At 36.0% G+C, this 20,383-nt stretch carries 18 protein-coding genes; 13 read left to right on the forward strand and 5 right to left on the reverse strand.

Annotation, left to right across the window (positions count from 1 at the left end):
* Positions 1-189: 189 nt before the first annotated feature.
* A complete protein-coding gene (locus ABMA70_RS15620) occupies positions 190-1,038 on the forward strand; it encodes a rhomboid family intramembrane serine protease (RefSeq protein WP_392992302.1) in 849 nt (282 codons plus the stop codon).
* Here the strand turns inward: ABMA70_RS15620 and ABMA70_RS15625 are convergent.
* Positions 992-2,257 carry a pseudouridine synthase gene (locus ABMA70_RS15625; RefSeq protein WP_392992301.1) on the reverse strand — a complete coding sequence of 422 codons (1,266 nt, stop codon included), beginning with the start codon at positions 2,255-2,257 and terminating at the stop codon, positions 992-994. The two genes, ABMA70_RS15620 and ABMA70_RS15625, sit on opposite strands and share 47 nt — an antisense overlap.
* Before the next feature lie 24 nt (positions 2,258-2,281).
* Here ABMA70_RS15625 and ABMA70_RS15630 point away from each other — a divergent pair, with 24 nt between their 5' ends.
* On the forward strand, positions 2,282-2,884 hold the full coding sequence (locus ABMA70_RS15630; RefSeq protein WP_392992300.1) for a DUF938 domain-containing protein: 603 nt from the start codon (positions 2,282-2,284) through the stop codon (positions 2,882-2,884).
* Positions 2,885-2,889: 5 nt separating this feature from the next.
* On the opposite strand, the gene argS is transcribed toward ABMA70_RS15630, so the two are convergent.
* Positions 2,890-4,656, reverse strand: coding sequence for an arginine--tRNA ligase (gene argS / locus ABMA70_RS15635; RefSeq protein WP_392992299.1), 1,767 nt, complete (start codon positions 4,654-4,656; stop codon positions 2,890-2,892).
* Positions 4,657-4,799: 143 nt separating this feature from the next.
* Between argS and ABMA70_RS15640 the strand changes: the two genes are divergently transcribed.
* Positions 4,800-5,153, forward strand: coding sequence for a hypothetical protein (locus ABMA70_RS15640; protein WP_393022278.1), 354 nt, complete (start codon positions 4,800-4,802; stop codon positions 5,151-5,153).
* Here ABMA70_RS15640 and ABMA70_RS15645 read toward each other — a convergent pair.
* Positions 5,150-5,587, reverse strand: a complete 438-nt coding sequence (locus tag ABMA70_RS15645) for a GNAT family N-acetyltransferase (protein WP_392992295.1) — start codon at positions 5,585-5,587, stop codon at positions 5,150-5,152. The genes ABMA70_RS15640 and ABMA70_RS15645 overlap by 4 nt on opposite strands.
* 150 nt (positions 5,588-5,737) lie before the next feature.
* Here ABMA70_RS15645 and ABMA70_RS15650 point away from each other — a divergent pair, with 150 nt between their 5' ends.
* From ABMA70_RS15650 to ABMA70_RS15660, 3 genes are read left to right on the forward strand one after another with little or no spacing between them, the layout of a single operon-like run.
* Positions 5,738-7,603 (forward strand): hypothetical protein, encoded by a 1,866-nt coding sequence (locus ABMA70_RS15650; RefSeq protein WP_392992293.1) that lies wholly within the window; start codon positions 5,738-5,740, stop codon positions 7,601-7,603.
* Positions 7,596-8,426 (forward strand): mechanosensitive ion channel family protein, encoded by an 831-nt coding sequence (locus ABMA70_RS15655; RefSeq protein WP_392992292.1) that lies wholly within the window; start codon positions 7,596-7,598, stop codon positions 8,424-8,426. Before ABMA70_RS15650 ends, ABMA70_RS15655 begins: the two co-directional genes overlap by 8 nt.
* Positions 8,427-8,460: 34 nt before the next feature.
* Entirely contained in the window at positions 8,461-8,841 is a 381-nt protein-coding gene (locus ABMA70_RS15660; RefSeq protein WP_392992290.1) for an MAPEG family protein, read from the forward strand.
* Here ABMA70_RS15660 and ABMA70_RS15665 read toward each other — a convergent pair.
* Complete coding sequence (locus ABMA70_RS15665) at positions 8,825-9,763, reverse strand: CoA transferase (RefSeq protein WP_392992288.1); 939 nt, start codon at positions 9,761-9,763, stop codon at positions 8,825-8,827. The genes ABMA70_RS15660 and ABMA70_RS15665 overlap by 17 nt on opposite strands.
* A complete protein-coding gene (locus ABMA70_RS15670; protein WP_103219018.1) occupies positions 9,756-11,822 on the reverse strand; it encodes a thioredoxin domain-containing protein in 2,067 nt (688 codons plus the stop codon). Before ABMA70_RS15670 ends, ABMA70_RS15665 begins: the two co-directional genes overlap by 8 nt.
* Positions 11,823-11,993: 171 nt before the next feature.
* On the opposite strand from ABMA70_RS15670, the gene ABMA70_RS15675 reads away from it, so the two are divergent.
* From ABMA70_RS15675 to pheT, 7 genes are all read left to right on the forward strand, one after another.
* A complete protein-coding gene (locus tag ABMA70_RS15675) occupies positions 11,994-12,923 on the forward strand; it encodes a lytic transglycosylase domain-containing protein (protein ID WP_158246939.1) in 930 nt (309 codons plus the stop codon).
* 85 nt (positions 12,924-13,008) lie between these two features.
* Positions 13,009-13,698, forward strand: coding sequence for a (d)CMP kinase (gene cmk, locus ABMA70_RS15680; protein ID WP_103219016.1), 690 nt, complete (start codon positions 13,009-13,011; stop codon positions 13,696-13,698).
* A complete protein-coding gene (locus ABMA70_RS15685; RefSeq protein WP_103219015.1) occupies positions 13,695-14,762 on the forward strand; it encodes a glycosyltransferase family 9 protein in 1,068 nt (355 codons plus the stop codon). The genes cmk and ABMA70_RS15685 overlap by 4 nt, the downstream gene beginning before the upstream one ends.
* Positions 14,763-14,772: 10 nt before the next feature.
* Positions 14,773-15,795 (forward strand): bifunctional heptose 7-phosphate kinase/heptose 1-phosphate adenyltransferase, encoded by a 1,023-nt coding sequence (locus tag ABMA70_RS15690; RefSeq protein ID WP_392992286.1) that lies wholly within the window; start codon positions 14,773-14,775, stop codon positions 15,793-15,795.
* A gap of 1 nt (position 15,796) precedes the next feature.
* Positions 15,797-16,312 (forward strand): DUF4416 family protein, encoded by a 516-nt coding sequence (locus ABMA70_RS15695; RefSeq protein ID WP_103219013.1) that lies wholly within the window; start codon positions 15,797-15,799, stop codon positions 16,310-16,312.
* Between the two features lie 90 nt (positions 16,313-16,402).
* Entirely contained in the window at positions 16,403-17,464 is a 1,062-nt protein-coding gene (gene pheS / locus ABMA70_RS15700) for a phenylalanine--tRNA ligase subunit alpha (protein ID WP_103219012.1), read from the forward strand.
* Positions 17,465-17,484: 20 nt separating this feature from the next.
* Positions 17,485-19,911: a phenylalanine--tRNA ligase subunit beta gene (gene pheT / locus ABMA70_RS15705; RefSeq protein WP_103219011.1), complete on the forward strand. Its 2,427-nt coding sequence runs from the start codon at positions 17,485-17,487 to the stop codon at positions 19,909-19,911.
* Positions 19,912-20,383 lie beyond the last annotated feature (472 nt).

A 20,383-nucleotide genomic window follows, 5' to 3' on the forward strand; every position in this document is an offset into this window, starting at 1 on the left:
TGACGAGTTAAATACCTTAGGTATCGCCTTTTATTAATAATTTACGTTATGCCATTTAAATAACGTAAAATAAGTCAAAAAACAACTTATTTAAGTCCATCTTATCAAATATATAGGTGGAATCACACCTCTAATCCATAATATTTATGTAAGATCGACTTTTATCAAGCTTTGTAGGAAAATGATTTCATGAGTGAACATGATACTGAAATTAACTTAAAACGACTTAAATATATTGGCTCTTTACGTGATGAGTCGATCACATCTCTGATTGAAGCACAACTTCTGCGTGAGGGGATTCATATCACAAAAGAATACGAGAACGATTTCTATCACTTATTTGTTGTGGATATTAATCAATTGCAACAGGCCCGTGACGTTTATCGTGTCTACATTGGTGGGGCAAAGCCGTCTAAAGTCGACGAGAATTGGCAGTACGTTCAGTCTTTAAGTATGGGGCCTGCGACAATTATTATATTGGCCTTATGTGTTATTGTTTTTATTTTTGGTTGGATCTTTAAAAATGAAAACCTTTACTATCTCTTTCTCTTTTCAACTTCAAAGGTTGATGCTTTTGCAGATATCAATCGTGGAGAATATTGGCGTCTACTTTCTCCGGCCTTTATTCATTTTGGCTATATCCACATCTTCTTTAATATGCTTTGGTGGAAAGAGCTTGGTAAGCTTATCGAAGTAACTAAGGGAAGTGTCTTTCTTGTCTTACTATTACTATTTACTGCAATTACTTCAAATATTTTACAAGCAATAATGTCACCGGGGATGTTCGGCGGGCTCTCTGGTGTAGTTTACGGCCTATTGGGATTTTTATGGCCTTACTCAAGACTGAATCCGAATTTCAAGTTTAAGCTTCCAACTTCAGATATTGTACTTATGGTAGGGTGGCTTTTCTTAGGCTTCTTTGATGTCTTTAATTTTAAGATGGCCAACTGGGCCCATGGTGGTGGACTGGTAAGTGGTGCAATTTTAGGTGTTATTTTTGCTTTGATGGATCGAAATAAGAGAATTCCCCAACCTTAAGTTTTCCAAGCTTTACGTCACCAATAGCAACTCGAATAAGTCTAAGCGTAGGAAAGTCTACGGCCGCACACATTCTGCGAATTTGTCGGTTACGTCCCTCTGAGATGCGTACTTCAATCCAAGATGTTGGAATCGACTTTCTTACTCGCACTGGAGGTACTCGCTCTTCAATTTTAAAATCCGCAAGTTTTTTTACTTTGGCAGGCTTTGTCTTGTAATTTCCTTTAATAACAACACCACGTTTAAGCTTTTCAATTGCCTCTGTCGTAATATCGCCATCGACTTGAACAAGATAGGTTTTTTCAACCTTGCTATCAGCATTTGCCATTTGGTTCTTATACTTTCCATCATTTGTTAGAATAAGTAGGCCTTCACTATCTTTATCAAGTCGTCCGACAGGATAGACTTCCTTAGGTAGTTTATAATCGATAAGGCTCAACTGATCTCGATGATCTTTTCCAAATTGGCAAAGAACATCGTAGGGCTTATTGAAGATGATATACTGGTTGTCTCCATTACTAGAAAGCTCTTTAAAATTCTCAAGTGAAAATGGAGCTTCTACTTTTAAGCTAATTTCTTCATTTGAAAATTTATCAAAAAATCGAAGCTTATAGGCACATAGTCTTTGTCCACTTTGGTCTTTTGAATTTGAATAAATTGGATCACCATAAATCGGATGTCCCATATGTTTTGCATGAGCGCGAATTTGGTGCTTTCGACCTGTTAGAATTGTAAATTCTAAAAGTGAATACTGCTTATTTGTATCGATTACCTTGTAGTCAGTAATGGCCTTCTTTCCACCTGAATTTACCACGGCCATCTTTTCAATATGTCCGACACGATTAGCTTTTAAGAAGTTCTCAATTCTTCCTTCTTGCTCAGAAAGTTCTCCGCTACATATTGCTAGGTAGCTCTTCGTTATCTTATTTGGATCGTGTGAACTAAAGAGTTCTTGTAGATACTTATTCGCTTCTTTATTCTTTGCAAATAAAAGAATTCCCGACGTTTCCACATCAAGTCTGTGGGCCAAAACGAGATACTGGTCTTTTCCATCTGCTCGATTCTTCAAAAAACTTGCTAATGCATCTGTACAATTGTCTCTAAAACGATCGAGAGTTTTATGCACAGGCCAGCCGGCCTTTTTAAATAAGGCAATATAATTACCATCCTCGAAGATGATATCATTGGCCGATAGACGAATTTTAATTCTTTTTTTCACTGAAAGTATTGTATCATGTTTAACATGAACGATTTACCAAATTCTGAAGCATGTGAAAGAAATAAAGGCCCTATTCTAGAGGTGATTAAACCTTATCTAGAGAGTTGTGAAAGTGGAGAATTCCTAGAAATTGGCTCTCTGACTTGTCAGCATAGCGCTCACTTTGCAAAGTGCTTTTCTCAAATTGATTTTATTACATCAGAAATTAGAGAAAACCAGAATGTCCTTAAAAAGTGCCTAGAACATTACAGTAAGAGCTTAAAGAATCTCAAAGGTCCTCTGACTTATGAAGCCGGTTTTAATAAACTTGAAGCAGGTAAGAAATTCTATTACACAGCAAATACTTTACATATTATGCCTTGGAAGGCCGCAAAGACCTTTATTAAGGATTTGGCCCAAGCAATGGATGAGAATAGTACTTTGTTTATTTACGGCCCATTTAAGTACCATGGAAATTTCACTAGTCCTTCAAATGAACAATTTGATACTTACTTAAAAGAGAGAGATTCTCAGAGTGGAATTAGAAATTTTGAAGATGTTTGCAATAACTTCTTAAAGAAAGGTGTCTTCCTAAAAGAAGATATTGCAATGCCAGCTAATAATCAGTTACTAGTTTTTACGAAGTAATAAGATTACATTCTCTCTGGTACTTGGATTCCTAGGATACCAAGTCCCGTTTTAATAATTTCACTTGTTGCATACGCCAGCTCAAGTCTTGCTTTTTTAAGAGATTCTTCGCTCGAAGCAATTGGGCAAGCTGCGTAGAAGCTATTAAATAACTTTCCAAGCTCAAATAGGTAAGTCGTAAGTAAACTTGTCTTATTCTGCTCATGTGCTTTTGTAGCAACATCATTAAATAGTGAAAGTTTTTGTAAAAGTTCAAATTCCTTCGTTTCAACAATTGAAGATGCATTTGAAAGATCAAGCGCTTGTGCCTTTTCGAATCCTTGCTTTGATAGAAGTGAATTAATTCGAGCATAAACGTATTGAAGATATGGGCCAGTATCACCATCAAGCTTTAACCACTCATTCATATCAAAAACGATTTTACGATTGTTATCAATTTTGATCATTCCGTACTTGATCGCACCGTTTGCAATCTTAGTCGCTGTTTCATCAATCTCTGATTGGCTCCATTCTCCAGCATACTTATTTAAGTAATCTTCTTTGATCTTAGCTTCCATATTGTTTATTAGATCAGTAAGGGCAACAATATTTCCTTTACGAGAACTCATGGCACCATCTGTTAGCTCCACCATTTCATATGGAAGGTGATAGCAGTCTTTTGCCTGTTCAAATCCTATATGCTCAAGAACCTTAAATACTTGTTTGAAGTGAAAGGCTTGGCGAGAGTCAACGATGTAGATATTATTTTTTACACCGTATTCTTCAAATTTCTTAATTGCAAGGGCCACGTCTTTTGTTGAATAAAGTCCTGTTCCATCAGACTTGATTAGAATACAAAAACCTAGCTTATCTTCACTTAGATCCATTCCAATAGCACCATCATCTTTTACGAATAGACCTTTCTCATAGTATTCGTTACAGATCTTTAGTGATGGAGCGTCCATTTCAGATTCAAAGAACCAGCGATCAAACTCAACATCTGCCCAAGCATATGTCTTCTTCATTAGATCAATCGACCACTGACGAGTCTCTTTCCAAAGATCGAAGAATTCACCTTCTTCAGCATGAAGTTGTTTTAGGATTTCTGTAAGCTTTGCGCGGTTATCGTCTTCTTTATCTGAGCCAAGCTCGTCTTCTAGCTTTGTATTTGCTAGAGTGTAAATACGGCCAAGCCATTCTCCCTTATTCGTTTCAGGAATTGTGTCTTGGTTATGATATTTTAAGTACCATAGACATTTTGCAACGTGAGTTCCAGAGTCTCCAGGATAAGTCACTGGATGAACATCAACGCTACAATACTGTTTAATTCTAACAAGAGCATTTCCAAGACATAGATTTCTCATATGACCAACGTGAAGCTCTTTGTGAGTATTTGGCTGCGAGTACTCAATCATTGTTTTACCTTCGCCTTTAGTTAGCTCTTTTTTGAAGAACTCACCTGAGCGAATTTCACTGACTAGATTTGCAAAGTATGCATCAGCTGTAAGTGTAAAGTTTAGGTATGGGCCTTGTGCTTTAAGGTCTTTTATAATCGAAGCGTTTGCTTCAAGATCAATTTGTTCTAAGATTGCAGCAGCGATTTGTGGTGGCCCTTGCTTAAGAGCTTTGGCGAAACGAAATACTGGAAAAGCGTAGTGGGCCATCTCAATATTTGGCGCCTGTCCAATTGAGGCATAAATATCTGCTCTTTCAAACTGTGCATCTGGGTAAGCAGTCGAGAATGCATTTTCAAGGATATCAGTAAGCTTTGTTAAAATTGTATTCGTTTCCATTAATTAATCACCGTAATTTGCTGCGCTGCAGTTTAGTATAAGTATGTTATCATCATATTATAATAAATAATTTACTAATTGTTTAGGAAAAGTAATTTCATATGTTCATTTCTACTAGACTTCTAATGATTATATTTAGCTCAGTGTTAATCGTAGTAGCGCCAATTGGATACACTATTGCCGACGATGGTATGACTCCAATTGAAGAATTTCAAAAAAAGCAGCTAAAAGAGCGAAAAGAAGCAGAAGACTTTCGTAAATACAATACGGAGTCCAGTATTGGTGATGGACTTTTTAAAGGTTCAAATCTTATCTATCTTTGTGGTAAGGATCGTAGGCACTACGCCTGTGTGAATGATCTTTCCATGCAAAATTGTGAGCGTCGTAAAGATATGAAATGTATGTTTATACAAAAGACTAAAGGCCAAAGGGAATGCTTCAAGATTCAGTCTGAGCTTATGCTTAAGTCGCGTATTGATTCTTATTGTAAAAATTAATTAATCTCACGATACATTAGGATATGTCGTCCGATTCCCTCAATTTCAAATTCGTCTTCAAAGCTTTCAAAACCTAGCTTTTCGTAGAAAGCTCTTGCTTCGATACGAGCATTGCACCAAATAAGGTTACAAAAGTTTTGCTTAATAATTGGGAAGGCGACATTAAGTAGCTCTCTTGAAAATCCTTGTTTTCGATAACTTTCAAGTGTTGCCATACCTTGTAATTGATATTGATTATCAATATTAAACTTTGGGTTTGGATTAAAATAAAAAGATGCCACAGATACGAGATTATTTTCGACGAAAGCACCTAAGTGAAAAGTATCGGACTCGTCATCAGCAACAAATTTATAACTAGATTCATTGCCATCTATACCTAGAACTGAGCGTCGAATTTTATATGTATCTTTCAAATGGATTCTTTTTACAATCATAGAGGGAATTTATACCAAATAAATGAAATTTTGTCACAATAAAGAAATATAAGCTTATTAATTGAGTATTAAACTTTAGAATTTAGTTTTTTTTACTATTGTGACAACAATAATTATGGGAAATAGTTACGTTATCTTTATAATAGATATATGAAGTTTAGTATAATAAAAATCCAAAAGGCCGTGGCCGATTTCTTCCATTTTCTAAATCAAGAGTTTTCTAAGCTTATTGCTCATATTGATGAGTTCATATTAGCGTGGCCAATGCGCTCTTTTTTTATCTTTCTAGCGATAATAATAATCGCTCGAGTTATGTTCTTTTTAGCAAGAACATATCTGTTAAAGAGAAGTGAGAATCAGATACAGGCCAGAAAGTTTGTCTTTCGTTTCTTTGACTTTAATCTTTACTATCTATTCGCCTTTAGCGCTCTTGATGTTTTTAATCTTTATCTTTTGAAGTTTCAACGAGAGGACTTTCAACTTTTTTTACACGTCTTCAGAAATATACTTGTTCTCTACGTACTCTATATTAATATCGGTTACTTTCACAGTTTCTTACGTTTTAATTTTCAAGTTTATTTTAAGAGAGTAAATAAGGATTTTGTTAAGGACAGCAAGAAACTTCGCTATATTATTACAATAACAACTTTCTTCTATATTCTCTTATATAATTTATTTTCCGGCTTTCTTGGTCACAATATTATCACGATTCTATTCTTTGTTATTTATACAGCGATCCTACTTCGCTATGAGAACTATGCGCAATTGATTCTACCTAAAATTGTACCGCCTTCAATGTTACTCACTCAAAAGCATATTTCTAATCTTGTCATTAGATATATCTTGCCAGTTTTCTTATACATCTACACACTTCTATATTCATTTTACTTAATGTTCTTCTTGGCAAATAACGACAAGGAGTGGTCAAAGAACTTACTTTCAGGCATTTTAGAACAGCATCTAGAAAGTCTAAGAGATGAGGTCTTCACTGATTATGAAGTACCTAGCAACTATCTTGATATCTTTAAAAGAGAAAGTGATACTGAAATTGTCAGAAAGCCAGATCCTGCTGTGATGGCCTATGAGCGTATTGATAGTTGGCTTAATGGAACAAGTAGTTCATATCATTTGGCATTTTCTGGAGAGTCGGGAAGTGGAAAGAATCATGTCTTGGATAAAATCTTAAAACGATATTCTTCAGTAACATCTTTCAAATTGGATATTAATGAAAAAATTGTTGAAGAATCTGTTCTTTTAAAAAGACTTGAAAACTTTGTTGGTAATGGTGATGAAGAAGAAAAAAAGTTCGTTATCATTAAAAATGCACATAATCTCTTTTTATCGAAATTTAATGGTTTTAAGGCATTTGACGCCTTTTTTAAAGTCATTAATAGTTCTTCTAAAAATGTCTTTTGGTTTACTGTGTGGAATAGTAATTCACTAAATTTAATTAAGCATATTTATAATAAGTATGAATTGTCTTCAGATACCATCCATATAAGGCCATGGAGTAAAGAAGAGCTTATGCAATTGATTTTAAAAAGACATGAACCAACAGGTCTTGAGATCCGATTCAACGAAGAGCTTTTTGAAATTATGTCGCACTTTGGAGCAGAAAGATCAATTGAAAATGCTCAGGATATTTACTTTAGAATCTTAGCAAAACAAACTGGTGGAAATCCTCAGGCAGCAGTTAACACGTGGCTTAAGTCTATTTCTCACGTAAATGACAAAACAATTGAGCTGCACCTCCCACAACGTCGTCCAATTCATGAAGTTGAAATCTTGACTGATGAATCACTATTTGTTTTTTCAAGCATTCTAGCTCATGAGCACCTCAGCTTTTCTGAGATTGTGGCGACAACAGACCTTAGTGAAAAAGTTGTTACCTATGCTCTCAAAACAGGCTTTGGGAAGGGAATCCTAAGTAAGGATGGGGATTACTTTCACATTAGAAAAGATTGGTTAGTGGACATTAAAACAATCTTACGAAAGAGGAATTTTATCTATGAATGAAACAGTAACTGATACAATTGCTAAAACGCAAAAAATGGCCAGTATTTTTGATTCTGTTAATCCTGAAATGATTCTAAGTCTTCTCATGGGTTTTCTAACTCTTTTCATTTTTGTAAGAATCGTCTCTTGGTCCCTGCAGTATTTAGCAATTAAGATTCCGTTTTATCGCTTATCAATACTTCAATTAAATACAATCATCACTCACATGATTTATATCTTTGGTACTTTTTGGTTACTTTACGTAACCCTAAACCCAAGCCAAGAAATGATTTATGCATTTCTTGGATCTGGTGCAGTTGCTATTGGCTTTTCACTCAAAGACCTTATTTCTTCTATTATTGCCGGTATTATTTTAATTTTTGATAAGCCATTTCAAGTAGGGGATCGAATCCAATTCCGCGATAACTATGGTGATATCATTCAAATCGGACTACGTTCTGTACGTATTCAAACTCTTGATGATTCGACAGTAACAATTCCCAATAATTTATTTCTTAGTGACAATGTCGCTTCAGCTAATTCGGGACAACGAGATATGCTGGTTTGTAGCTATTTTTATTTTAAAAATAATTGCGATATTTCACGTATGATATCACTACTGGAAGAAGTTACATCAACTTCTCGTTACGCTTATTTAAAGAAGCCTTTAAAAGTTATAGTGTCGACGGAAAAATTTGAGCACGGTATTGGAGTGAAGGCCACGGTTAAGGCCTACGTGCTTGAAACAGTTTATGAGAAGGCTTTTGTTACAGATATTACAAAGAGATTTTATGAGGCATTAAGAGAAGAGGAGCTTGCCGATCAACTGCTTTCTGAGTCATAATTTAGACTAATTCTGCCAAAGATAAGGAGTTGATATGGAAATGGAAATCTTTTTTCGCTATTGTGGTGTTCTAGGGTTGCTTTATGTCGGTGTTACACTAAATGTAATACGTAATCGCTGGAAACATCGTGTAGGTCTAGGACATGGAAAGGTGTCTGATATGAACAAGGCCATCAGAATTCATGGAAACTTCTCAGAGTATATTCCTTTTATTCTTTTATTAACTTATTTTGCTATCGAAAAACAGATGATCTCTATGACAGGAATTCATCTACTTCTTTCAGCACTTATTATCTCAAGAGTATCTCACTTTATTGGACTTACAAAAAGTGCTGGTACTTCATTTTATCGTTTTTTCGGTACCAGCGTTATTCTTATTGCTTTAATCGGTATCAGTATTATTTTATTACGTTAATACAAATATCAAGATCGCCTAGGGTGTTGCGAACATCCTGGGCAGTCATTGAATAGAAGAGATCTTTTAGCCTCTTATGGATTTCTCCACTTGTTTCAAATCTTTCATCATCTGTTGAATCAAACTTAAATGCTTCTTTAAAAGATTGCCAAAATTTTTCTTCAACACATGCCATGACGACAAATTCACGGTCACTTGTTTGATAGATATTATAACAAGGGTAAAGTCCGTTGTGTAAGAACTTATGATCAGTTTCTCGAATTGATTTTGGCCAGAAAGCATCAAAAACTTCTTGAGTTGATTCATATAGATAAGACTCAATGATTTGAACATCTTTAGTCTCTTGTGCCTTAAACATTGCTCCAAGTAGATCAAAGGCCATTTTCTGACCAAAGTTAATACCTGCTAGAGGCAAGAATGGAGGGGCCACATCTTCAATTGAATTGATATTTCTTAGGTGGAGACTTAGAAGTCCCGTCATTGCTAGAGCATTTAAATCGTGCATATGATTCATATGCTCTTTTGATGCCTTTGGAATAACAATTCCATAAGAGTTCTTAACAGTATTTTCGATTGTTTTAATCGAAATTCCAAGCTTATCTTGAATCTTGCCAGGAATTCCCATAATAATTCCATCTGCTTCAAATACTAACTTTTGAATCTCTTTAATATCTTCTTCACTTTTAAAATCGAAGCGTTTAACTGTTTTACACTCATTTAATTCTTCGTACCATTTTGGAAATGAGTTATCCATTTCAGCGAATAGTCCATATATGAATGGGTCTTTAAACTTTGAATCTTCAATTTTAATGACATTTGCACCAAGGCCCGCAAGAAGTTTTCCTGCTAAAGGCCCTGGTAGTCGATGTGAAAAATCTATAATTGTTTTTCCGGCAAGTGGCTTTCCTTGAGTGTTACTCATTAACTTCGCCCTGTACGTGATTTGGTTTTAAAGTCTCAATGAAATTATCTAAACCTTCTCCAGTCATTTCGCATTCATTTGCACCACAGATTTCCCATCTTTGTCCCTTGTCTTCTTGGAAGTCAAAAACAAACCTTGGAAGGAAGTAGCAAATAAAGCCAGCGAACTCTTGGTTTTGAAGCCATTCTTTTGGACACTTGATCACTTTGTAAGCATTTGCTGGATAGCTGAGTGCTCTTAGACCTTCACCAGATCCCGCAGGATTTTTTAGAACATCTTGAGTCGTGTTTTCCATTAGAGGCTTGATTTCTTCAAGCATATCAATGTCACCAAATAAAACACTTGCACGTCTTACTAATTTAATAAGAGTTGAAACAGGTGACTTGAATGACTGGTCAAAGCTTGTGTAGTTTTGATTTGGATAAAGTTCCGCATCGTTATCTCTTAGAGCACGTGTTTTAAGACGGCCGTCCACTAAGAATTCTTTTAAGATAAAGCCTAACGTGTCTTTTAGGTTTGCTTTAAAGACAGGGTTTCCACTTAGCTCGTATATTCTAAGTTGTGCTTCTGCAAAAAGAACATAGTCTTCAAGAAGAGATGCACCAACTGGACGAGTTGTTGTGTGACGAAGACGCATTCCATTTGGAGTCGTCTCTAGAAACTTCTTATATGTTCCTTCGACAACACGGTTAAATAACATACTAGCTGCATTTCTAATTGCTGGAACCTGAGTGTATTGCATAACATCTGATAGGGCAGTGATCATGTGGAAATTCCAACTTGCAATCCCTTTATTATCAGTCATTGGTGGAATACGAAGCTTTCTTTCATTAAGAAGTGCTTTTTTAGCATTTCTAATGAGCTCCCAAGACTCAGTTGTGAAAATATCTTTCGCCTTATCATGATTAATCGTAAGAACATTAAGACCAGAATCAAAATTACCTTTTTGTGTAACTCCAAACCATTCTTTTAGTTTGTCTAGATTCTTTGTTAATGACTCATCTTCAGTATCAAAGCGCCCTAGAGCATCTTCAAACTCTTGCTCAGTATATGTGAAGTATAGACCTTCAACACCTTCACTATCTGCATCTTGAGCAGAGAAGAAAAAGTTTTCTTCTTCATTAAGCATTTCTGTTTTTAGGTATTCAAGTGTATTAAAAATTCCATCAAATACTAAAGGTGATGGGTAGAGCATACTTGTCTTTGCAAGAAGCTTTAGGAGACCAGCTTGATCATAAAGCATTTTCTCAAAGTGTGGCACAGTCCACTTATTATCTGTACTGTAACGGTGTAGTCCACCACGTACTTGATCGTAAACACCACCCATTAACATTCTTTCAATTGACTTAATAATGTGTTCACCATGTTCTTTTTTTACAACACCTTCAAGCATTTGTTCGATGGCCCACTCATAGAAAGCTAATTGTGGAAACTTAGGTGCTTCACCAAAGCCACCGTTTTCCTGATCTTTGAATTTGTCTAGAACATCAAGAACTGAGTTTGGATGTGGAAAGTGTCCCTGGAAGTCAACATTTTCTGGTGAGATAAAGCCTTTCTCAATTGCATCAAATGCTTTGTTCGCATTTTCAGTAACGGTAGCATTATCTTCTTTATATGCTCTCACTAGTTCAGTTAAAACTTCCATAAATGGAGTTGCTTTAGCTTTGGCCTCTTTTGGAAAATACGTTCCAACAAAAAATGGCCTTAGGTTTGGAAGTAGGAAGGCACTAAGAGGCCAGCCACCACCATTAGTGAATAATTGGCAGGCTTGCTGATAGTAATTATCAATATCTGGGTGCTCCTCTCTATCAACTTTGATATTGATAAAGTTTTCATTTAGATACTTTGCTGTTTCTTCATCACAAAATGATTCTTCGGCCATTACGTGACACCAGTGACAAGAGCTGTATCCAATTGATAGAAAGATCGGTTTATTTTCTTCAGTTGCACGTGCAAGAGCCTCCGGACCCCATGGGAACCAGTGAACTGGATTGTCTTTGTGTTGTTTTAGGTATGTTGATGATTCATCTTTTAATCGGTTAAATCCAATATCTGTCATTCTTACTCCTCAAATTTATATATCTATTATGCGTGAAATATTTAAAAATTAAAGGATAACCTCCCAAAATCCTGTAATTAAATGAATGTTTTTGAAATTATTTCTTGCGCTTTGCATTATAATTTTATTTTAACTAGACGAGTAGGTTCAATAGCGGTAAAAGACCTTCATATGAAAGCACCGAGTGAGCGATATAGCTCGCATCTTGAACATTTTAGTACTTTTTGTACGAATACAAAATCATGGTTCACGCTAGGACTTTGTGCCTTTGCAGTCGTGCTTTCTTTCGACTTTTTATGGACACCGACAAGCACAAACTTCCGCGATCTTGGTATCCTTTCATCAATTAATTCAAAAAATCAAAATTTCACTCCTTATAATAGTTATAACTTTAAAGAAACGAATCCATTCTTTAAAAGCTTGCATCTAGGCTTTCTTTCATCAATTGATAAAAAGACGCTTGAGGATACTTTGATTGCTCATATGGAGCATCCAATAAACGTAAGAGCAGAGAAGTATATTTCTTCACTTCTACATTTTGCTGAACAAAGACAACTTGATCCATTATGGGTTATCTCTATTGCTTGGACTGAAAGTCATTTCAATCCAACTGCACAAAGTTATGTGAAGGCCCAAGGCCTAATGCAGATCATGCCTAAAACAGGGGTTTTTCTGCATAAGCTTTTAAAGAGATCCCTCAATCAAGAAGATATTATTGAGATTCTTCGTGTTCCTCACGTAAATATGGAATTAGGTGTCTATTATCTTAGTCGTCTTTATAAGAGATTTGGTCTTTATCGCTATGCGACGGTTGCCTATAATATGGGGCCAGGCTTTGTGAGGCAGCGTCTACGTTTTAATCGTCCTGTTGGAACAAAGAATGTTTATTATGACAAGGTGAAGAAGAATTATAAAAAACTTCTGGCCGCTGTTGAGACTTTAAATAAACGTTCACGTTCACTTGGCGTTGAGTCAATTCTTCATAAGAATAACCACCAATTCGATCTTGATTACTACCTAGGGATGGATCTTGTTCCTAGTTCTGATGAAAAAATTGCTAAGAAAGAAATTTCTAAATCACGCTTAGCGAAAAACTCGTAATTCATTGAGTCATCTTTTCAACTTCAAATAGCTATTAAAAATTGCTATATTCGTTCCTTATAAATTACATGAATAAGGAAGTTGTATGACATATTCATCAGTTATTGCAATTGATGGCCCAAGTGGGAGCGGAAAATCAACAGTAGCTAAGTTGTTGGCCAAGGAGTTAGGTATTCTATATATCGACACTGGAGCTATGTTTCGCGCTTTAGCCTTTGCTGCAAATGAGAAGGGAGTCGATCTTCATAATCATGGTGCGGTAGAATCATTCTTAAAAGATATTAAACTTGAATACGGACAAGCTGATGCACTTGTAAAAGTGGATGGTGTTGATTTATCTCAAAAAATTAGAGAGCACCATGTTTCAAAACTTGCTTCAATCATTTCTCAAATTCCTGTTGTAAGGACAATGCTTTTAGATTTTCAACGCTATATTGCAGATGAAAAAGTATGTGTTATGGAAGGGCGTGATATTGGATCAGTTGTTTTTCCAAATGCATTCATTAAGTTCTTTGTTACTGCTTCAATCGATATTCGTGCTCAAAGAAGATTTGACCAATTAATTGAGAAAGGTCAGCACGATATTGATCTTGAACAACTAAAGCGTGATGTGAAAAAGCGTGATGATAAAGACATGGGTAGAGAAGTTGCTCCACTTGTAAAAGCGGATGATGCTACTCTTGTTGATACTAGTGAGATGGCCATTGATAAGGTTATTTCGACTCTAAAAGAAAACGTACAAATTCGCGCTAAAGAGGTTGGTATAGCGTTGTGAAATATTTAATCAGTCGCACAGATGCCATTGGTCAAAATATCTTAACGATGCCAATGGCCCAGGCCATAAAAGAAATGGATCCGAATGCGACTGTTGCTATAATCACATCTCCAACTTCTGTCATCCTCTATAAAGACCACCCCTATATCGACAAAGTTTACGTTCTTGATAAGAAGAGGTCATACCCATTTAAAGTAAAAAAAGCACTTCAGGTTTTTAATGAGTTTAAGCCAGATGTCTATCTCTATGCAGGTGGATCACAAACACCAAACTTTGTGGCCTGGCTAAAGAAAGTTCCTTTCCGTGGCGGACACCTTGCCAAGTGGCAGGCCAATTTCACTTTAAATCGTGGAGTTCGACAAATTCGCTCTGAAGTGGAAGGGCATGAAACTTTCTATAATATAGAGCTACTTCGTGATCTTGATAATTTTACTAATATAGAACATCGAGAATTCATCCCTGAGTTCAACTTTACTGTTAATGAGAATGATTTTAATTCATTTAAAGAGTTAATTAAGGGAGAAGGTCTTGATCCAGAAAAAGAAATGGTCTTTGTTCATCCTGGAGTTTCTAATGATAATTTGTCATGGCCGGCCAAGAATATTGCTACTTTCATAAAGCGTATAAATGGTATTTATCCTAATCGTTTTAATTTTATAATTTCTCATATTCCTTCAGATCTACGCTACGTAAATCCTGTTAGGGAAGAGCTTAGAGATTATGATGATCAGAATATCTATTACTTTAATGGCAAAAGACGTGGCATTGTTAACTTTCTAAATATTCTAAAACACGCTACACTTTTTATAGGACCTAACTCTGGGGCCACACATATGGCCGCTGTTCTTGGTGTTGATTTAGTTGGAATTTTTTCACCTATTAAAAGCCAATCATCACTTAGGTGGAAACCTAAAGGGGATGCGCAGATCAAGACGGTCACTCCAAACGTAGTTTGTGGGGAGTCTGACAAGTGTGCCGGAATGGATTGTCCATACTATGACTGTATGGCAAAGATCGAAGAAGACAGAGTAATTGAAATTGCAAAATCAATTTTAAATAAATAACGGAAATATTATGACAAAATTAATTTCATCTGAACGCTTTAATGCAATCATTACAAACCTTAACACGATTAAACCAATTCTCGTTGTGGGAGACGTGGGAATCGATAAATACACATCTGGTGTCGTCAATCGTATCTCACCTGAAGCACCTGTTCCACTTCTTGAAGTTCAAAAAGAATGGCAAAAACTAGGGCTTTCAGCAAACGTTTCGGAGAATTTAAAAACTCTTGGTGTTAACTCAACTTTATGTGGGGTTATGGGTGATGATGCTAATGCAAATGTTTTAGAAGATCTTCTTGAAGAAGCGGGGCTTTCAACTTGGGGAGTTGTTCGTTGTGATGAAAGACCAACTGTTTTCAAGGAAAGAATAGTAACAGATCATCAACAAATTTGTCGTATTGATTATGAGTCAAAGAAGCCTATTAATGCTGATGTTGAAAAAAGGTTAGTAAGTCGTATTAACGAACTCAAAGAAAATCATGGTGCTTTAATACTTGAAGATTATTCTAAAGGAGTGCTTACTGAATCTTTAATTTCACGTTTAGTTAGTGAGTTTAAAGAGTCAAAGAGCTTAATTGCTGTTGACCCTAGTCGCACAACTCCGCCGCTATATTATAAGGGTGTCTCACTTCTTAAACCAAACCATCTTGAAGCAAAGCTTATGGCAAATCTACTAGGATATGCAGGGGAGCTTCAGGTTGAAGATATTGCTGAAATTCTAGTTGATAAACTGGAGTTAGAAAAAATTATTATTACTCTTGGTGCTCGTGGAATGGCCATGCTGGACACTCTTGGTGATGGTAAATTGCACATGATCCCAACTGTTGCCAACGAAGTCTATGATGTTTCTGGAGCAGGGGATACAACAATTTCTCTTCTTGTAGCCTGCCTTGAAGCAGGAGCAAGTCTTGAGGAAGCCGCTTGGATTGCTAACTGTGGAGCGGGTGTGGTTGTCGGAAAAGTTGGTACAGCTACAGTTAATCTTGAAGAGTTAAGCAATTACTACAATGTTTTAAAAGAGAAAATGAAGTAGAGTGAGCGATTTAAAACCGGCCACTCGTGCCCTCGCTTTCTTCAGTGTTCTTTATCAAGAGGACAAGATTGGTCCAAGTGAAATCATTAATTTACTTGGGCCACAGTACTCTGATCCAATACTATTCACACACGATTTTTTTCCAATGAAAGACTATTACAGCAAAGAAATGGGGCAGAATCTCAAAAGATGCTTTTTCTTCTATCCTGAGCTTATTGAGAGAACTAAATTAGTTGAACTCAAAAAATATTGTGATGCACTTGAAAAGCAATATCTCTTGGATAGCGCTAGGACTTTTAATATTGATCCAGGGCTCATCTGCTTGGATCAGGTCCTTCTTTCGAGTGGCAAGCCTTACTCTCATCGTATCTATTTAGGAGAAGGAGTTTTTGCTGAATTGACCTATCAATTTCAAGGTAAAACTTACCAAAGTCTTTCTTGGACATACCCCGACTATCAGCACCAAGAGATCATTTCAAAGTTCAATTGGTTTCGCTCATTTTTATTGGTACTTTAAACACCCCACGTCTTGCTTTTTCGCACACCGCATGAAAAACTCCCAAGGTTATTATTGAACGTATACAAATCGTCGAAAATAGGTGGGATTATGATTGATAAGCTAAATGAAGCTTATGGGAAGTTTCAAACAGAACTTGAAACACTAAGTGCACAGCCAGATGTACTTTCACTTAAGTCTAGTTACTTAGGGAAGAAGGGCGCTGTATCTGAAATTTTAAAGTCGCTTAAGGATGCTACTCCTGAGCAGAGAAAAGAAATTGGGCCAGTTGCCAATGAGATTAAGCAAAATATTGAAGGGCTTGTTGCAAAGAAGCTATCTGAGATTGAGCTTGCTGAAATTAATGAAAAGCTAAGTAAGAATAAAATCGATATTACTTTTACTGATGCAGTTAAGTCTAAGAATAATAATCACGGCGGACTTCACCCAAGAACTCTTGTGCAACAAGAAGTTGAAGATATTTTCTTATCAATGGGGTTTGAGGTTTTAGATGGCCCACATGTTGAAACAGAGTTTTATAACTTTGAGGCCCTAAATATTCCTGGTGATCACCCAGCTCGTGATATGCAAGATACTTTCTGGTTTAGAGATGAGAAATCCCCGGAAGGCAATAAACATCTTTTACGTACACACACTTCAACTATTCAAGTACGTGGGATGATGTCTCGTAAGCCACCATTCCGCTTCATTGCTCCTGGAACAGTATTTCGTTGTGAAAGAACTGATGCTTCTCACGAGATGGTATTTCAACAATTAGAAGGGATGATGGTTGGAAAAGATATTTCTGTATCAAACCTAATTTACTTCATGAAAGAAATTCTAACTGAGATCTTTAAGAAAGATGTCGAAGTAAGGCTTCGTCCTGGTTACTTCCCATTCGTTGAGCCTGGCTTTGAACTAGATATCAAATGCCAAGTTTGTAGCGGAAAAGGGTGTTCTGTTTGTAAACAAGTTGGTTGGGTAGAGCTTCTTCCATGTGGGATGGTTCATCCAAATGTTCTTAGAGCAGGTGGAATTGATCCTGAAGAATATAATGGTTTTGCATTTGGGCTTGGTTTAGATCGTCTTGTTATGATGAAGTACGGAATCGATGATATCCGCCACCTTCAGTCAGGTGATCTACGTTTTAACTCACAATTTAAAGAATATTAGAAAAGTTTTAAGGATAATATATGTTAATTAGTATCGATTGGATTAAAGACTTCGTAAAAGTTCCAGACTTAGATGCAAATGAAATTGGATCAAAATTTACTCTAGCAACCGCTGAAGTAGAAGACGTTCTTTCTGTTGGTGATCACCTCGAAGCAATCACTGTTGTTGAAGTTCTAGAAAAAGAAAAGCACCCTGAAGCTGATAAGTTAAATCTTGTTACTTTCACAAACGGAAAGGATAAGTTTCAAGTTGTTTGTGGTGCTGCAAACGTTAGAATTGGAATGCGCACAGCTTATGCTCCACTTGGAATCACTCTACCAAATGGCCTAACTCTTGAGCCTAAAAAAATTCGCGGTGTTCTCTCTGAAGGAATGCTTTGTTCTGAAGAAGAGCTTGGTTTCGCTGAAGATTCTGCCGGAATTATTGAGCTCGATAAAATGTTTGATAACCCAGAGCTTGGCACAAATATGCTAACTCTTTTCAATCAAACAAAAGATATCTTATTAGACGTTGATAATAAGTCTCTTACTCATAGACCAGATCTTTGGGGTCACTATGGAATTGCTCGCGAGTTTGCGACAATTTTTGATAATGAATTACAAAAACCATTCTCTGTCGATTGGGCAGCTAATTTAAAAGCAAAGTTTTCAACTGATGCAGCCCCTATCAAAATTAAAGTAGAAGAAGGCACAAGTTGTCTTGGTTACTTTGGCCTTAGCGTAGACAATATTAAAGTAGGAGAGTCTCCTGCGTGGATGAAAAGACGACTGCAAGCAGTAGGTCTTCGTCCAATTAATAATATCGTTGATATTTCAAATTACGTAATGCTTGAACTTGGTATTCCTCTGCATATCTTTGATCGCGAAAAGATCAAAGGTGACACTGTTGTGATTAGTGCTCTTAAGTCAGATTCAGAGTTCACAACTCTTGATGAAGAAAACAGAAAATTAGTTGCAGGCGATACTGTAATTGGTGACTCTGAAAAGCCTCTTGTTCTTGCGGGGATTATGGGTGGTTTAAATAGTGGTGTTGATGAAAACACAACGAAAATTTTCATTGAAGTTGCAAACTGGAAGGCCGCAGAAGTTAGAAAAACTTCAACTCGCCTAGGTTTAAGAACTGACTCTTCTTCTCGATATGAAAAAACTCTTGATTCTCTAATGCTTGAGAGAACTCTATTAAGAACTCTTGAGTATGTATTAAAAGAAAACCCTGAAGCTAAAGTCGTAGGTGATATGCAATACGATGGGCCAAATCTTTTAGAGATTAAGCCCGTTTCGATTCCATCAAGTGCTGCTAAAATTAATAAGGCCCTTGGTAAAGAAGTTTCTTTTGATGAAATGAAGAGAATCTTCAATAGTCTTGATTTTAATATTGAGGGAACAGCTGAAAGTTTTGTTGCTCATATTCCAAGTTATCGTGCAACTAAAGATATTGAAACAGGATCTTGTCTTGTTGAAGAAATTGGACGTGTTATTGGTTTCGATAATATTGCTCCTGTTTCACCAAAGCTTGATATTGCTCCAGTTAAGTTAAGTCCTGCTCAGAAGCTACACCGCCGTATGAAAAACTTTATGGTGAATCATGCTAATGCATTTGAAGTAATGACATACCCTATGATTGGGCCATCTCTTCTTAAGAAGTCTCTATATGAACACAAGGGTGGATTAGAGTTAATTAACGCTCTTTCAAAAGATGCGTCTCTTATGCGCGAATCATTAGCACCTTCTTTTCTTGAGGCCGCTTCTCAAAACGCAAAGAATTCATCTGCATTTAAATTCTTTGAACTAGGTCGTACATATCACGCAAATGATAAAGACTTTGTAAAAGAGGAGAGTGTATTTGGTGCGCTTTACTTCGATAAAGAAGCAACTCCATTCATGGATCTTTTAAACGATACAACTCGCTTACTTGATTGTTGTAATGTTAACTATCAGTTAAATGAACGTAATCCTAAGTTTAAGAGTAATGCTATTGATGAAGAGTGGGCAGGTATTCATCCATTTGAATTTTATAACTTTAGAATTCAAGGAAAGATGGATGGTGTAATCTTCTCTGTTCATCCTCTAGTACTTAAGCAATTTAAGATTAAAGGCAATGTTTCAATTGCACTTATTAATATGAGCGCGTTTGAATCACGTGAGCAGAAAGACAAAACTAAGTATCAACCATTAGCGAAGTTTCCTGGTTCAACATTCGATTGTACTGTAGAAGTAGATACTAGCGTTGCAGTAGGTACTATTTTAAATAGTCTTTCAAAACTTAAGATTAAAGAACTTGTTTCTACTTCTATTGCAGATATCTTTGTTCAAGATAATAAGAAGTCTGTAACAGTAAGAAGTGAATTCTTAGATCCTAATAGTACTTTATCAGGAGAGTTCATTACTGAAGCTTCTAATAAAGTAATAGAGACGTTAGAAAAAAACGGATTTCCTCTAAAAAAATAGGTTAAATTTTTTACATAGTAACCGATGATAGAAGGCCACTCAGAGAGTGGCCTTTTTTATTTTCATTAACTTTCGAGATTTCAAGGGGTTACGTTTTTAGTAGAAGTTTAACCTACTGCTAAAATTAAGTATGATTAATAATCTATAAGTATTTAATATTGTTATTAAAATTTATGAAAAAAAAGTTAATAAAAAGTAAAAAAAGTATTGACGAAGTTATTCGGGTTTCATAATATGCCCCTCGTTCCAAACAACAAACGAAACAAAAACAACGTTGCAAATAACGACATTGAATTTTTTTCTTTAATTGTTAAAAAAGACTTTACATGTTGAACATGAACATATAGTCTCGGACAGCTCTTTAGACATTCAAATAAAGTAATAAAGATTTGCTACTTAGGTAGCAAACAAGATGAGAAGAAATCCAAAATAAGTTTTAAACGGTTTTTGAAAGATCTGACGTAACTGAATC

It is taken from the genome of Halobacteriovorax sp. XZX-3 (assembly GCF_043196495.1).
Lineage (GTDB): Bacteria > Bdellovibrionota > Bacteriovoracia > Bacteriovoracales > Bacteriovoracaceae > Halobacteriovorax_A.